The sequence below is a fragment of the Paraburkholderia aspalathi genome, from assembly GCF_905220735.1.
GTDB classification, from domain to species: domain Bacteria; phylum Pseudomonadota; class Gammaproteobacteria; order Burkholderiales; family Burkholderiaceae; genus Paraburkholderia; species Paraburkholderia aspalathi.
This window is the reverse complement of record NZ_CAJNBA010000002.1, coordinates 1,332,757-1,348,365: the sequence shown is the minus strand read 5'-3', so window position 1 is coordinate 1,348,365 and position 15,609 is coordinate 1,332,757. Positions and strand designations below refer to the sequence as shown.

At 62.9% G+C, this 15,609-nt stretch carries 13 protein-coding genes; 6 read left to right on the top strand and 7 right to left on the bottom strand.

Annotation, left to right across the window (positions count from 1 at the left end; genetic code table 11):
• Window positions 1-29: 29 nt before the first annotated feature.
• Window positions 30-995 (bottom strand): LysR family transcriptional regulator, encoded by a 966-nt coding sequence (locus KHO30_RS16790; RefSeq protein WP_211701627.1) that lies wholly within the window; start codon window positions 993-995, stop codon window positions 30-32.
• A 163-nt stretch (window positions 996-1,158) separates the two neighbouring features.
• On the opposite strand from KHO30_RS16790, the gene KHO30_RS16785 reads away from it, so the two are divergent.
• Both KHO30_RS16785 and KHO30_RS16780 read left to right on the top strand, forming a co-directional pair.
• Window positions 1,159-2,175, top strand: a complete 1,017-nt coding sequence (locus KHO30_RS16785; RefSeq protein ID WP_200621599.1) for a zinc-binding alcohol dehydrogenase family protein — start codon at window positions 1,159-1,161, stop codon at window positions 2,173-2,175.
• A gap of 289 nt (window positions 2,176-2,464) precedes the next feature.
• Window positions 2,465-3,028 carry a DUF6013 family protein gene (locus KHO30_RS16780; RefSeq protein ID WP_093632670.1) on the top strand — a complete coding sequence of 188 codons (564 nt, stop codon included), beginning with the start codon at window positions 2,465-2,467 and terminating at the stop codon, window positions 3,026-3,028.
• A gap of 110 nt (window positions 3,029-3,138) precedes the next feature.
• Here KHO30_RS16780 and KHO30_RS16775 read toward each other — a convergent pair whose 3' ends face one another.
• Entirely contained in the window at window positions 3,139-3,945 is an 807-nt protein-coding gene (locus tag KHO30_RS16775; RefSeq protein ID WP_093632671.1) for an ABC transporter permease, read from the bottom strand.
• Window positions 3,942-4,652 carry an ABC transporter ATP-binding protein gene (locus KHO30_RS16770; protein WP_200621597.1) on the bottom strand — a complete coding sequence of 237 codons (711 nt, stop codon included), beginning with the start codon at window positions 4,650-4,652 and terminating at the stop codon, window positions 3,942-3,944. Before KHO30_RS16770 ends, KHO30_RS16775 begins: the two co-directional genes overlap by 4 nt.
• Before the next feature lie 186 nt (window positions 4,653-4,838).
• Here KHO30_RS16770 and KHO30_RS16765 point away from each other — a divergent pair, with 186 nt between their 5' ends.
• On the top strand, window positions 4,839-7,289 hold the full coding sequence (locus KHO30_RS16765; RefSeq protein WP_211701626.1) for an AsmA family protein: 2,451 nt from the start codon (window positions 4,839-4,841) through the stop codon (window positions 7,287-7,289).
• Between the two features lie 138 nt (window positions 7,290-7,427).
• Here the strand turns inward: KHO30_RS16765 and KHO30_RS16760 are convergent, their stop codons facing one another.
• Window positions 7,428-7,922 carry a hypothetical protein gene (locus KHO30_RS16760; protein ID WP_028196609.1) on the bottom strand — a complete coding sequence of 165 codons (495 nt, stop codon included), beginning with the start codon at window positions 7,920-7,922 and terminating at the stop codon, window positions 7,428-7,430.
• 397 nt (window positions 7,923-8,319) lie between these two features.
• On the opposite strand from KHO30_RS16760, the gene KHO30_RS16755 reads away from it, so the two are divergent.
• The 3 genes from KHO30_RS16755 (at window position 8,320) to KHO30_RS16745 (ending at window position 12,559) form a co-directional block, all read left to right on the top strand.
• Entirely contained in the window at window positions 8,320-9,930 is a 1,611-nt protein-coding gene (locus KHO30_RS16755; protein WP_211701625.1) for a sensor histidine kinase, read from the top strand.
• Window positions 9,931-10,008: 78 nt separating this feature from the next.
• A complete protein-coding gene (locus KHO30_RS16750; protein ID WP_211701624.1) occupies window positions 10,009-10,488 on the top strand; it encodes a response regulator in 480 nt (159 codons plus the stop codon).
• A gap of 79 nt (window positions 10,489-10,567) precedes the next feature.
• Window positions 10,568-12,559 carry a hybrid sensor histidine kinase/response regulator gene (locus tag KHO30_RS16745; RefSeq protein ID WP_200621594.1) on the top strand — a complete coding sequence of 664 codons (1,992 nt, stop codon included), beginning with the start codon at window positions 10,568-10,570 and terminating at the stop codon, window positions 12,557-12,559.
• A 171-nt stretch (window positions 12,560-12,730) separates the two neighbouring features.
• Here KHO30_RS16745 and mscL read toward each other — a convergent pair whose 3' ends face one another.
• From mscL to argE, 3 genes are all read right to left on the bottom strand, one after another.
• Window positions 12,731-13,180, bottom strand: coding sequence for a large conductance mechanosensitive channel protein MscL (gene mscL, locus KHO30_RS16740; protein ID WP_054039506.1), 450 nt, complete (start codon window positions 13,178-13,180; stop codon window positions 12,731-12,733).
• Window positions 13,181-13,267: 87 nt separating this feature from the next.
• The gene (locus KHO30_RS16735; RefSeq protein WP_200654585.1) at window positions 13,268-14,302 is read right to left on the bottom strand and encodes a pyridoxal-phosphate dependent enzyme; all 1,035 of its coding nucleotides are present in this window, start codon (window positions 14,300-14,302) and stop codon (window positions 13,268-13,270) included.
• A 55-nt stretch (window positions 14,303-14,357) separates the two neighbouring features.
• Window positions 14,358-15,596, bottom strand: coding sequence for an acetylornithine deacetylase (gene argE, locus KHO30_RS16730; protein WP_211701623.1), 1,239 nt, complete (start codon window positions 15,594-15,596; stop codon window positions 14,358-14,360).
• Window positions 15,597-15,609 lie beyond the last annotated feature (13 nt).

The following is a 15,609-nucleotide window of genomic DNA, read 5'->3' as shown; positions in this document are numbered from 1 at the left end:
CGTCGCGCCGTGCCGCTTCGGCGTTTGGCTCACCCCGGCTCGACATCCCAATAAGGCGGATCGCCAAAATGCGCGACAAGGAACTCGATGAACGCGAGCGTTTTCGGCGGCACGAACGCACGGCTCGGATAGACCGCCCAGATCGCCACTTGCTCCGCGAGCGGATAGGTGTCGAGCACGCTGACCAGTTCGCCGCTGCGCAGATACGGCGCCACATCCCAGGTCGACTTGAGTGCGACGCCGAAACCGGCCAGCAGGGCGTCGCGAATGACTTCGCCGTTGTCGACGACGAGGCGTCCGCTCACGCGCACCGTAAGCGGTCCGGCGGGCGTCACGAATGCCCAGTCGCGCTGGTCTGACAGGATGATGCATTCGTGCTGGGCGAGGTCCGAAGGATGGTGCGGCGCCCCACGCGCGGCGAGGTAAGCGGGCGCCGCGCATAGCACGCGGCGGTTGACGGCGAGGCGCCGCGCCACCAGCGACGAATCCTTGAGCACGCCGACACGGATCGCCACGTCGATACCCGCATCGACCAGATCGACCATCTGATCCGTCAGACGCAGATCGACGCTCACGCCGGGATAGCGGCGCAGAAATTCGCTGATTACTGGCGATACGTGCTGCCGCCCGAACGACGATGGCATCGACACCCGCAAGCGCCCCTGCGGCTCGGCCTGCGCGCGGCCCACCGAGGCGCGCGCGGCATCGGCTGCGTCGAGCAGCGCCTGAGCGCGTGTCATGAACACTTCGCCGTCCTGCGTGAGACTGATCCGACGGGTGGTCCGATGCAGCATCCGCGCGCCGAGGAGCCTTTCGAGCTGCGCGATGCGCGAACTCGCCACCGCTGCCGACAGGCCGAATTCGCGGCCGGCCGCCGACACGTTGGCGAGCAGGGCGGCCCGCACGAACAGGGCGACGTCTAGCAGATCGAGTCGTTCCCGTTCGCCGGACGAGGGCTTGACGGCGGGTTCCACGGGGTCGGCAGGATGGTCCATTTTTCTGAAATTCAAAAAGATGTTTCAGTCATTATGATGCTTTTATGAGAATAAGAACCGCCTTAGGATGACGGCAATGCGATCGAATAGCCCTGCACGGCGCGAGGCGCTGTCGGCACCGATCGCCGGTTTCTCAACCTCATCAGAAAAAACAGGAGCTGTGATGAAAGCTGTAGGTCTCCATCGTTACTTGCCGATCGATCATGCCGAGTCGCTGGTCGATGTCGAAATTCCCAAACCCGAAGCCGCCGGCCGTGACCTGCTGGTGAAGGTGGAAGCCATCTCGGTCAATCCGGTCGACACCAAGGTGCGCGCCCCGAAAGACACCGTCGAGAAAGCGCCGCGGGTGCTCGGCTGGGACGCCGCCGGCACGGTGGTGGCGGTTGGCCCCGACGTCACGCTGTTCAAAGTTGGCGACCCGGTTTTCTATGCGGGCAGCATCACCCGGCCGGGCGCGAATAGCGAGTTCCATCTGGTCGACGAACGCATTGCCGGGCGCAAGCCGGCGTCGCTCGATTTCACACACGCGGCCGCTTTGCCGTTGACCGCGATCACGGCGTGGGAAGCACTCTTCGACCGCCTCGGCGTGTCACCGCAAGGCGCGGATGAAGGCCGCACGGTGCTGATCATCGGCGGGGCGGGCGGGGTGGGTTCGATCGGCATTCAGCTGGCCAAGCAACTCGCGAAACTCAAAGTGATCGCGACTGCCTCGCGCCCTGAATCGGCGAAGTGGGCGACGGAGTTGGGCGCGGATCATATCGTCGATCACTTCGACCATATGCCCGCGCAGTTGAAAAAGCTCGGCATCGACCAGGTCGATTACGTGCTGATCTTCAACGATACCGACAGTAATTTCCCAGCAGCCGCCGAAGTGGTCAAGCCGCAGGGCGGCATCTGCACGATCGTCGAAAACAGCCAGCCGGTGCCTGTCGAACTGCTGAAGGCGAAAAGCGCTGCGTTCCACTGGGAGTTCATGTTCACGCGTTCGATGTTCGGCACGCCGGACATGATCGAGCAGCACAAGCTGCTCACCGAGGTGGCGCGTCTCGTCGATGCGGGCACGTTGCGCACGACGGTCGGCCAGAATCTCGGCACGATCAACGCCGACAATCTGCGCCGTGCGCATCGACTGCTCGAAGAGGGGCGCGCGATCGGCAAGCTGGTGCTGACGGGCTTCTAGCCAGAGCTGGGGTTGGCGTTCCTGTCACGTCGCACCCGCAGAAAACGCCTCAACGCAAGCGGGGTAACACCCGATTCGTATGAAGCGCGCACGGCGCCGCTTGGCGGTAGACTGGTGGGGCATCATGCTAAAACAGTTGCGCGTCTCGCAGCTCGTCTGGCAGGGCCTCAGCTGGGTGTTAACCAGGTGCTACCAGGTATTAACTCGGCGTGAATCAGGCTCCAGTCAGGCGGTGCATTGGCAGTAGCGCTTGAGCGGGCGCGCAGCGGCACAACAACGAGGTGACAGTATGAGCTCCAGCTTCAAACTCTCCGCCGTTTCAGTTGTTGCTTCTCTCGCATGCGCGCTCGCGCCCGGCATGCTCGTGACGACAGCTCACGCAGCCACGCCGATCACAGTGACGTCGCAGTCCGCCCTCGACGGTCCGATCCGCTATACGGTCCGTGTCACGTCGAAGCAGTTCGGCAATTCACAGGAAACGCGTACGATCCGCTCCGGCGAATCAGACGACTTCACGTGGAAGACGGTGCCCCCAGGCGGCCCCGTGCCCGCGACGGATAGCTGCCCGAATTACTCGTCGCTGCCAACCGATACCAACGGCGCGATGATTCGCCAGACGCAGATCCGTTTTGCGCCGGTCGTCGGCAGTGACGGCACCGCGTCAGTGCAATTGAGCTTCCAGGCGCAGACCCCGCATGGCGTCAAGACGGTGACGAGCGGCGGCAAAACGCTCAAGTGTCCGAACAGCGTGGCAGTCAGCCAGATTCTGCGTTTTACGATGCCGACCAACGGCAGCACGAAAACGCTGACGCTTAGTGACGGCACCGAAGTGGCGGTCACCGCGAAACGCTGAAGGCCACGCGTGAGGTCTGCGCGATGAGCGCAGACCTCACGCGCGCGGCCGATGAGGCAACCCGCGAACGGGCGACGCCAGCCGCGTCGCCCCGTGTACTGTTTGCCCCATCAACGCTGCGCCGCGGGCCGCTCTACCAGCCGAGCCGACAGAAACCGGTGCTCCGCCGAGAAGAGCCGCCGATACGTGAGCAGCACCGCGCCCACCGTCCCCAGGGCTGAGGCCGCGGCGATCAGGAACATGATCACGATCTGATAACGCACTGCCTGCAACGGCGACTGACCGGCCAGCACCTGCCCGGTCATCATGCCGGGCAAACTCACCACGCCGACCACGGCCATCTGATTCAAGGTGGGCATCATGCCCGCGCGTACCGCCTGGCGCGCCGGCGCCTGCGCCGCTTCCCAACGGGTCGCGCCGAGTGCGAGCGCCATATCCACACGGTCGCGCCGCGCGGTCAGTTCCTCGGTCATCCGTTCGATGCCGAGCGACACGCCGGTGAGCGTATTGCCGAGGATCATGCCGAGAATCGGAATCGCGTACTGCGGCTCGTACCATGGGTGAATGCGGATCACGACGAAGAGTCCGACCGCGGCCACCAACCAGGAACTGACCCAGATCGACAGCACGCTGTCCGCACGTTGCCCGGCGTAGGTGCGGCTGCCGCGCTGTGCGCCCGCGAAGCCGGCGATCAGTGTCATCAAGACCATCAAGGGCAGCACCACGAACCAGTGGTCATAGCGAAACACCCAGCCGAGCACATAGCCGATCGCCAGCAATTGCACGACGGTGCGTACCGCCGCCCACGCGAGCTTGCGTTCGAGATCGAGCTTGAGCGCCACCGACACGGCACCGTTCACCACGATCAGCAATGCGGCGATCGCGACGTCCCAGAGACTCAGATTTTGCAATGTCATTGGCCGAGCTCCTGGTGCGCGGGCGTCACGGGGGATTCGTCGAGCACGCCGGCGCGCATCGTGAGGTGCCGCTCGCTCATGCGCGCGGCTTGCGCGGGATCGTGCGACACCCACATCGACGCATGCCGGCCGGGTTCGGCCGCGAACCACGCGTGCACCAAAGCCTCGATCGCGTGCGACGACTCCGGATCGAGCGAAGCGGTGGGTTCATCGAGCAGCAGCACTTCAGGCGCGAGTTGCAGAACGCGAATCAGCGCGGTGATCTGCGCTTCTCCGCCGGACAACTCGCTCGCGCGCTTGTCGAGAAAATCGTCGCCGCGGCCGGCCTGAGCGGCGAGGCCTGCAGCACGCGCGCGATCGAAGCGCACGTCGCGATAGGTCCGCAATTCGAACGGGTAACGCAGGTTGTCTTCGACGCTGCCGTCGAGCAGCGCGGGTCGCTGCCGGATATACGCGACGTTGCGCCGGTAACGCGGAATGGCGGCGCGCTCGACCGCCGCGCCGTGCCACATGATGCGTCCCGCATCGAGCGGATCGAGCAGGGCGAGGGCGCGCAGAAACACGCTCTTGCCCGAACCTGACGGCCCGGTGACCGCGACGCGGTCGCCGGCGCAAAGGGCGAAGGTCGTCGGCTGCAGCAGCGTTTGTCCGCGCAATGCATCGCGCCGGGCGATGCCTTCAGCGGAGACGAAGGGAACATCTGACATGAGTTGGATCGTGGTGGATTTTTTCGTGGATTCGGAGGCCGCCATGACATTTCCTTACGTTTCCATGGCCGGGAGACCTGTGCCGGCGCTGTGCGGCATGATAAAACGACCCCTATTAGACAATACCACCGGGCACGATACGTGCTGGTCCCCATGCACAACGAAGAAAAAAGACGGAGCTTTTCAATGGCAGTGTCGAGCACGATTGGAAGACGGATAGGAAAAATCATCGCATGGTTGCTGGCGATCATCGTCATTCTGATTGTCGCCCTGGCAATCTTCATCCTGACCTTTGACTGGAACCGGGCGCGCCCCTACATCGACGACAAGGTTACGCAGGCGATCGGCCGGCCGTTCGCGATCAACGGCGATCTGAAAGTAGGCTGGCAGCATCCGGTCGGCGAAACCGGCTGGCGGGGCTGGGTGCCCTGGCCGCGTTTCTCAGCGGCCAATATCACGGTAGGCAATCCCGACTGGGCCAAACAGCCGCACTTCGCGACGCTGGACGAAATCGACTTCCAGGTCAAGGTGCTGCCGCTGCTCGCGCATGACATCGTGATTCCCGCGATCAACCTGGTGAATCCTTCCGTCGACCTCGAACGACTGCTCGACGGGCGCAGCAACTGGACCTTCAAACTGGCGTCTTCCAGCGGCCCTTCCGAATGGAAGCTCGATCTGCACGACATCGCCTTTGCCAAAGGCAATATCGCGCTCTCGGATCAGCAGCAGAAGGTCGAGATGCAGATGGCCATCGATACACTCGGCCAGCCGATTCCGATCGGCGAGGTGATGAAGCAGCAGGAGACGGCGTCGCGCAGCGCATCGGCGGAGGCGGTCGGTAAAGCGGGTGCGAGCAAGCTGACGGCGCAGGCTAACGCGCAGGCTGCATCGGAAGCGGCGGCGGCTTCCGGTGCTTCGTCGACCGATATCAACGCGTCGGGCGCGACAGCGGCCACTGGCGCGTCGGGCGCGCTGATTGCCGGCGGAGCGAGCGAGGGCGCAAGCGGCGCCGCCGTAGCCTCGGCGCCGAACGCCAGCGAGGCAGGCGCGGCAACCGGCGCAAAGCCGACGATCCCGCCGTACGCGATCGGTTGGACCGTCAAGGGCACCTACAACAAGACGCCGGTTTCCGGCAGCGGCAAGGTGGGCGGCGTGCTGGCGTTGCAGGACGCGAACCGGCCGTTCCCGGTCCAGGCCGACGTGAAGGCCGGCGATCTGCGCGTCGGCCTCGTGGGCACGATCACCGATCCGGCGCATCTTGCCGCGGTCGATCTGCGTCTCTGGCTGCAAGGCAACAGCTTGGCGCGGCTGTATTCGCTGACGGGCGTGACCTTGCCCGACACGCCGCCGTATGCCACCGAAGGGCGCCTGGTCGGCCAGTTCAAGCCCGGCGCCAACGTCTTCAAGTATGAAAATTTTACAGGCCGGGTGGGTGGCAGCGATCTGAATGGCTCGCTGACCTACACGGCGCGTGAGCCGCGTCCGCTGTTGCAGGGCGAACTGGTGTCGCATCTGCTGCAATTCGCCGATCTGGCGCCGGTCATCGGCGCGGATTCGAAGGCCAGCAAGGCCAAACGCGGCGATGCGACCGCGCAGCCCGCCAACAAGGTCCTGCCGGTCGAAGAATTCCGCACCGATCGCTGGAAGGCGATCGACGCCGACGTAAAGTTCACGGGGCGCCGCATCGTCAAGGACGCCAATCTGCCGATTACTGACCTGTACACGCACGTCGTGATGACTGACGGCGTGCTGTCGCTCGAACCGCTGAAGTTCGGCGTGGCGGGTGGCTCGCTGTCATCGGATATTCATCTGGACGGCAGCACGACGCCGCTAAAGGGCCGCTTCGCGACCTCAGCGCGGCATCTGAAGCTCAAGCAGCTGTTCCCGGACTTCAAGACGATGCAGAACGCGCTCGGCGAAATCAACGGCGACGCCGCGCTCACCGCGACCGGCAATTCGCCGGCGGCATTGGCGGCGACGTCGAACGGCGAGGTGAAAGCCTTGATCACCGACGGCACGGTAAGCCGCCTGCTGATGGAAGCCGCGGGTCTGAACGTGGCGAACGTGGTCTATGAAAAGCTGTTCGGCAATCGCGACGTGAAGATCAACTGCGCGGCGGCGGATTTTGTCGCGACGAACGGTGTGCTGGATTCGCGTGTGTTCGCGCTCGACACGGACGACGCGGTCATCAATATCGACGGCAACGTGAACCTGCGCGACGAATCGATGGATCTTGGCGTGCATCCGCATACCAAGGGTTTCCGGGTGTTTTCGCTGCGCTCGCCGCTGTATGTGAAGGGGACGTTCAAGGATCCGCACGTCGGCGTGAATGCCACCGCGCTGGCGCTGCGGGGGGGCGCCGTAATCGGGCTCGGGTTGATCAATCCGTTTGCGGCGCTGATTCCGCTGCTGGCGCCCAGCAATAACAAACCGCTGCCGTGCGGGGAGTTGCTGGCGCAGGTTCGTCAGGCGCCGACCGCGCCGGCGCCGGGTATGAAACAACAGCCCAAGCCGGCCATTTCCCTTGACGGCGCGCCGGTGAACAAGTCTTCCGCAGGCGCTTCCTCACCGGCTGCGGGCGACAGGAAGCCTGCGGTCATGTCGCCGCCCACGGGAGCTGAATACAAGGGGAGTTAATGTTTTCTGCTGCGTCGGCGGACTGGTGGAGTTGGTTCTTCGGGTCCGGCCTTGCCTTTATTTTCTTGTGGCTGATTAGCGTTCCCCCAATACGGGGCGAACACTAATCAGTCGCAACAGGCAAAGGAAAGAAAAGAATTACCGTAGCGAGCGCGGAGCAGCATCTCCCGCCGCGTCCTGCCTGCGAACCCCGCGCCGGGCGCCGCCAACGCGGGTGGCGCCAAACTCCGTCAGAATCTTGCCGCGGGCCCGGCTGGCAAAGACCAGGAACCCGAATCCGTCGGCTTCATACCAATACCCGCCGTTCTCGAGACCATCGAGCGGCTGTTCCAATGCATTGGTAATGGATTCGATACAACGCCGCCGCAATTCGGCGGGCGCGGGATAGGGCGGCTGGGCGCCGCGGACGCTGCACAGAAGAACGTCGAGGCCGGGCAGCACATGCGCATAGAGCACCGGCTCGTCCTGTGCGCGAGCGCGCGCAATTTTGGTGTCGAGCTGACCGAACGGCTTGAAATGCCGTAGTACCGCGAGGAACGACTCATCGCCGTCCACCTTCGCGCGTCTACGCTTTTTCGGGAAGGACATAAAAATTCGCCTGAAAAAGAATTGCAAGAAACGCAGCGTCCTCATGCGACAACTCCCGGCTTCGCGCGCCGCACGTCGATCTTTTATAGCATACGACAAGGCCGGATTCACGATGATTCGGCTTCTACGCCGTTCTCACCGCCTCCCGCACGAATCATGCCGAACCGCCTCGCCGCGCGCTTTCGCTTCCCAGCACATCTGTCTCCATCATAGACGCACGCGCCGCCGAAAAAACAACTCGTATCAATAAAAAAGTCATTTTTATGTGGGCGAGCGCATCTAGCCGCTACGTTGAAATATCTCACATTCACGTCGATAATGGCCCGTCCGGCTGCACCGCGGCGTGCTGGCCAGTCCTGCACCGCAACGGCCCGCCCGCATGCCGAGGCGAGGCGCATGGTCCGTGCGTACTGCCGTGGCTTGAACGACCCTTCGGGCGAACATGAAACTATTCACCAAGGGTCTGCTGCTGATTGCAGTGCCGAGCGCGGTCGAGCTGGCGCTTCTGGGCGTCGTCTTCGATACCCAGGAGCAAACAGCGCAGGCCGCGCGGTGGGTCAGCAACAGCAAGCAGATCCTTTATCAGTCGTCGGCCATTGTCGATCCGCTGCTGCGTCAGGCCGCGCGGGTCCGCACGGGTATGGTCGTCGGCGATCCGTCGTTTGTCGACCGCCATACTGTATGGGTCGATCTCGGCGACCGCCTGTCGAATCTGGAAACGCTGGTGGCCGATACGCCGCAACAGGTCGCGCGTGTGCGCAAGATGCAACAGGCGATCGACGCGTATCGCATGCAGGCCACTGAGATCTCGCAGGCGCTGCGTGCCGGACACAACCTGAATTCGTTTGCCGCGCAGGACACGGGTGCGCTGCCCCAGCAGATCGCACTGTTTCGCGATCAGCTTACCGAGTTCGGCAACGAGGCTTCGCGGCTCGACACCGAGCGCGGCGCGGCCCTGGCACGGCGCCGCGAACGCCAGCAATATGCGCTGATCGCCGCGGTGTTGGGCTCGATGCTGATCTGGGCGGCCACTGCGGTCGTGTTCGCGCGCAGTATTGGCCGGCGGCTGGAGGTATTGACCGGCAATGCCGAGCGCCTGGGCAGTGGGCGGCAGCTTGCGGCGCCGCTCTCCGGCAGCGACGAAATTGCCGCGCTCGACGCCGTGCTGCATCAGACGGGTGAACGCCTGCGCGAGGCCGAAGGCGAGCAGGCCAAGCTGAAAGTGCGGCTCGAGGCGCGCGCGCGGGAACTGGCAGGCGTCAACGAGGAGCTGCGTCAGGAGACGCAAGACAACGAAATGTTCATCTACAGCGTGTCGCACGATTTGCGCTCGCCGCTGGTGAATCTGCAAGGATTTTCGAAAGAATTGCAGGTGTCGTGCGACGATCTCGACAGCCTCGTCGAGGCGGCCAAACTGCCGGAAGCCGAACATCGGCGTATGACGCATATTCTTGACGGCGACGTGCGCGAGTCTCTGCAATATCTACGCACCGCGGTGACGCGGGCGGCGGCGATCATCGACGCGCTGTTGCGGATTTCACGCGCCGGGCGGCTCGAATATCAGTGGCAGCGGGTGAGCGTCGGGCGGGTGGTGGGCAAAGTGGTCGATGCATTGCAAGGCGCCATCAGCCAGCGCGGTACGGTGGTGACCGTGCGCGAGTTGCCGCCTGCATGGGGCGACCCGGGTGCGATCGAGCAGATTTTCGGCAACCTGATCGGTAACGCGCTCAATTATCTCGACCCGGCGCGCAACGGGCGCATCGAGATCGGCGCGCTGGAGCCGGAACCGGTCGACGAAACCGAGCCGCGCGCGTTGCGCACGCGCACCTATTATGTACGAGACAACGGACTCGGGATTCCGGCGGCGTATATGTCGAAGGTATTCAGGGCGTTTCAGCGCCTGCATGGCGACGTCGCGAACGGAGACGGCATCGGCCTCGCGGTGGTGCGGCGTATGGTAGAACGGCATGGCGGCCGCGTTTGGGTCGAGTCGGCCGAAGGTGCGGGATCGACTTTTTTTGTCGTGTTACCAGAACAGCCTGCGCGCAATTGAACCGCGACCGGCGCGAGAGAAAACGGTGGGGATAGTTAAAAGCATGATGCAAAAACGGATTGTCAGTACGGAGGGCATATGAGTCACGGGGAAACGGTCAGTATCGTGCTGATCGAAGATGACGACGGCCACGCCACGCTGGTCGAGCGCAATCTGCGCCGCGCCGGTATTTCGAATGGTTTCGTGCGCTTTCGCGACGGCCAGCAGGCCATTGATTATTTCTTTGGGCCGGCGCCGGCGGACCCCGCTGCCAGTCCTTACCCACCTCGCGAAGATCTGACGAATTTCGTCGTGCTGCTCGATCTGAAAATGCCGCGCGTGGATGGCTTCGAGGTGCTGCGGCGTCTGAAGGATTCGCCACAGACAGCCGCGGTGCCGGTGATCGTGCTGACCACGACCGACGATCCGCGCGAAATCGCGCGCTGTTACGAACTCGGCTGCAACGTCTATATCACCAAGCCGGTCGAATATGATGCGTTCATCGAAGCGGTGCGCCGTCTCGGCTTCTTCCTGCAGGTGGTTAAACTGCCCTCGGGCCACCGGCTGGCCGCGCCGTGACAGAAGATTCACATGAAGGCGCTCCCAAAGCGACCCATGACAAGATAGCCACACCAGACCTAGCCAGAGAAGACTCCGCATGACCGAAGACGTGTCCACGCAGCCTGCCGCGTATGTGCTGGTCGTCGATGACGACGAAGGCATCCTGCGGCTCGCGCGCAAGTCGCTCGAACGCGCCGGCTGCCGGGTTGCCATCTGCGCGCAGGTCGAAGCGGCCCGCGCGCGTCTCGCCGCGGGTGCGCCCGACCTGCTCGTGCTCGACTACCAGCTCAGCGGGCCGGAGACCGGCCTCGATTTCTTTCGCCGCCTGCGTGCGGAAGGCGTGCGGATCCCCGCCATCCTCGTGACCGGTTTTACTGACGAATCGCGTGTGATCGAAGCCTTGCGCGCGGGCGTATCCGACGTTGTGCCGAAATCCGGCGACTACCTCGATTACCTGCCCGAGGCGGTGGAGCGGGTGCTTTCCCAGGTGCGTTTGCAGAAGGCCTCGGACGAAGCCTTGCTGCTGCGCGATCGCGAACAGCATTACCGAACCTTGTCAGAGGCGTTGCCGCACCTCGTGCTGACCTGCAACGCCGCGGGCGATTGCGATTTCCTCTCGAAGCAGTGGTTCGACTACACTGGGCTGGCGGAAAGCAGTTCGCATGGTCTCGCGTGGCTCGAAGCGGTGCATCCCGACGATCGCGAAGAGATTCGCCGCACCTGGCTCAAGGCGGTGACGGGCGGCGCCGGTGACTATCGGCACGAACTGCGGATTCGGCGCCACGACGGCGCCTATCGCTGGTTCGACATCCGCGCGGTCGCCATGCGCGACGCCGAAGGCAACGTCAGCAAGTGGTTCGGCAGTTGCACGGACATTCATCCGCAGCGCGAGGCGATCGAGGAACGCGAACGGCTGCTCGCCTCGGAGCAGGCCGCCCGCCAGATCGCCGAAGAAGCCAATCGCGCGAAAGACCGTTTCCTCGCCATGCTGTCGCATGAATTGCGCACACCGCTCACGCCTGTTCTGGCAGGGGCTAGCGTGCTGGAGATGATCCCGGGTCTGCCCGATCAGGCACGTGCGAGCGTGCGCATGATTCGCCGCAATGTCGAACTCGAAGCGCGCCTGATTGACGACCTGCTCGATCTCACGCGCGTGGCGAACGGCAAGCTGCGTTTGTCGCTTGAAACCGTCGACGTGCACGAAGTGATCGACAGCGTGCTCGAACTGTTTCGCAGCGAGATCCAGGTCAAGCAGCAGGATGTGCACGTCTGCACGAATGCGCAGCACCATTACGTGCTCGCCGACCGCGCGCGGCTGCAACAGATGCTGTGGAACCTGATTCGCAACGCCGCCAAGTTCACGCCGGACGGCGGCCATATCTACGTGCGCACGCACGATGAACGCATGCATGTGCAGATCTCGGTCGAGGATACGGGCATCGGCATCGAGCCCGAGCAGATCGGCAAACTGTTCAACGCGTTCGAGCAGGGCAACCAGAACATGACGCGGCAATTCGGCGGACTGGGTCTCGGTCTCGCGATCACGAAGGCCCTGACCGACGTGCACGGCGGCACGGTGGTCGCACAGAGCCCGGGTGCGCATTGCGGTGCGACTTTCACGATCACGCTGCCGACCGCCGCCGCGCCTGAGGAGCTCACGCCCGTTGCAGCGCCGGATGAGGTGCGTCATCACGGCCAGCTGACTATTCTGCTGATCGAAGACCACGTGGATACCGCCGAGGTGATGGCGCAGCTGATTCGCAGCCTGGGTCACGACGTGACCATGGTGGGCCGTGTGGACGATGCGCTCGCCGCCACCCAGTCGCAGACGTTCGATCTGGTGATCAGCGACGTGGGCTTGCCCGATGGCACGGGCCTCGATTTCGTCAAAGCGTTCCGCGAGCGTTCGGATGCGCCGGCAGTCGCGTTGACCGGCTTCGGTACTGACGACGATGTGCGCCGTTGCCTGAGCGCCGGCTTTACTTCGCATCTGACCAAGCCTGTCAATTTCGGACAGCTCGAGACGATGATCGAAAGCGCGGTGAATCAGAAGGCAGAAAAGAACGAAGGGGACGAAAAGAACGCTTAGTGTATTCGCCACGTCGACTCGACGCAGGTGGCGTAATCTGCACGCGGTATGAAAAAGGCCTGTAGCGATTTCCTCGCGACAGGCCTTATTTATTTGCGCCGCTTAATGTGTCGACGCGAACGTTTAACGTGGTTCAGGTTGATCCAACTTGGGTGACTTAACTCCAGCGGCTCAACGCGGCGACGAGCTCTTCAGCGAATCGCGGATTTCACGCAGCAGCACGACTTCTTCCGGCGTTGGCGCTGGTTCTGCCGGCGCGGCTTCAGCCGGCTTGCGCAGATTATTGATGAACTTGACCATCAGGAAAATGATGAACGCGAGGATCACGAAGTTGATGGCCACGGTGATAAACGAGCCATAACCGAACACTGCCACGCCTGCCGTCTGCAAGTCTTTGTACGACTCGGGACTGCCTTTGAAGCTGGCGGGAATATCGCCGAGGCGAACGAACTTGTTGGAGAAATCGAGGCCGCCAGTGGCAACGCCGACAACCGGCATGATCAGGTCTTTAACAATTGAATTGACGATGGTGGAAAATGCGCCGCCGATAATCACCCCGACGGCGAGATCCATTACGTTGCCTTTGAGGGCAAATTCCTTGAATTCCTTGATCATGCTCATATACGTTCCTCCCAGAAGTCGATTATCGAATCATACCAATCTGAGAAGGATAGGCTAGTCTTTTGGCACGGAAAGGAAGGATTGCGTTTATTCTGGAAACTGTGACTGGCTATGACGCGCCCGTTCGATATGCGCAGCAAAACTGACCGGATCGGTATTGGTGCCGCACAGCAGCACGCCCACGCGTTTGCCTTGCAGCGTTTCGCGCAGCGGTCCGAGCAGTGCCGCCGTAGCGGCGGCGCAGGCCGGCTCGACTGCTAGCTTCAGTTGTCCGAACAAGGTCAGCATCGCCGCGCGCAACTGGTCGTCGGATACGGTGACGAGCTGGTCGATATGGCGACGGCACAACTCGTAGCTGTATTCCTCAGTATGCGGCGATGCCAATGAATCGGCGATGGTGTGCATATGGCCCATCTTGACCGTGTGATTGGCGGCAAAGCTTTTGCCCATCACATCCGAACCTTCCGGTTCGACACCGTACAGGTGCATCCGCGGATTCGCGAGCCGCATGGCGGTGGCCACGCCGGCAGCGAGACCGCCACCGCCGATCGGCACGATCACCGCTTCGAGGTCGGGCGTTTGCGTGGCCCATTCATAGCCGAGCGTGGCTGAGCCGAGCACGGTGCGATAGCCGTTGAACGGATGCACGAAATAACGGCCTTCCTCCGCCTCGATACGGCGCACAAGCTCGAAGGCTTCGGCGAGGTTTTCCGCGAAGACGATGTCGGCGTGATACTGCCGGCACAAGGCGACGCGTGCCGGATTGGCCGCGCGAAACAGCACGACCTTCGCGCTAACGCCGAGACGCATGGCGGCGTACGCGACCGCCACCGCATGATTGCCGCCCGACACACAGGTGACGCCCGCACTGCGTTGCGCTTCGTCGAGCGCGAGCAGGTTAGTGAACGCGCCGCGCGCCTTGAAGCTGCCACCCGCCTGCAGCAACTCGAACTTGAAGTTCACCACCGTGCCTTCCAGCGACGGAAAATCGAGCCGGTCGAACACCGGCGTTCGCGTTACCCACGGCGTCAACGCAAAATGCTGTGTGGCGATGTTGTCGAGAGTGGGGATCGGCTCGCCGTTGATCGTGTGGTCGGTGTGCTGCGGTGTGGCGGTTGACATGGCGTGGGCGTGTTTTTCCTCGATATGGCTAAGACCGTTTTTACCGCGCTCAGTTTCAGTGCGCGTGCGCTTCCACCGACATGCTGTGGATGAATTTTTGCAGGAAGCGCTCGCATGCCACGAGCTGATCCAGCGCGACGAATTCGTTGGCTTTGTGCGCCTGCTGGATGTCGCCGGGACCGCACACAATGCTCGGAATGCCCGCCAGCGAGAACAGTCCCGCCTCAGTGCCGTACGCGACCTTGCGCTTGTCCTGGTCAGCGGTCAGCGCGCGCACGAGTTGCGTGATCGCGGCTTGTTCAGACGAATCGAGGCCGGGCGCCGCGGCAATCTTTGTGATCTCGATGGCGGCAGATGGATGCTCGCGCAACATGTTCGGCAGCAGCGTTTCGCGTGCGTATTGATCGATGCGCTCGAAGATCGGTTCGGGATCGAGCGTGGGCAGATTGCGGAATTCGAACTGGAACTTGCATTCGGCGGGCACGGTATTGATCGCGTTGCCGCCGATGATCGTGCTGGTTTGCGCGGTGGTGAAGGGCACGTCGTATAGTTCGTCGAACGGGCCTTGTGCGCGGAATTGATCGGCCATATCCCGGATGTAGCAGATCAGGCGCGCGGCGTATTCGATCGCGTTCAAGCCCTTCGGTGTGAGCGACGAATGCGCGGCCTGGCCGCGCACGCAGCACTGATACGCGTTGATGCCTTTGTGCGCCACGATCGGGCGCATGCTGGTCGGCTCGCCGACGATGCAACCGTCCGGCTTCACGCCACGCTTCATCAGATCGGCAATCAGGAGCGGCGCGCCGGCACAGCCCACTTCCTCGTCAAACGACAACGCGAAGTGAATCGGCCTCGCGAGCCTGGTGCGCTGCATCTCGGGCACGAGTGCGAGCGCCGCGCCGATGAAGCCTTTCATGTCGCAGGTGCCGCGGCCGTACAGCTTATCGCCGCGAATTTCCGGTTTGAACGGATCGCTGTCCCATTGCTGACCGTCTACGGGCACAACATCTGTATGGCCCGACAGCACCACGCCGCCGTTGGTCTCGCCGTCGTGTGCGGGAATCGTTGCGAACAGATTCGCCCATTTGCCGCTTTCGTCGTGGGTGAGCGTGGCTTCGATGCCGACTGCGCGCAATTCGTCGCGTACGGTTTCGATCAGGCCGAGATTCGGATTGCGGCTCACCGTGTCCATCGACACGAGACGGGTCACCCACGGAAGCGAGGCAGGCAACGAGGAATTCGATTCAGAGGCGGGCGTTTGCGAGGACTGCGCTGTTTCAGCGACGTGAGACATAACAAGACTCCGG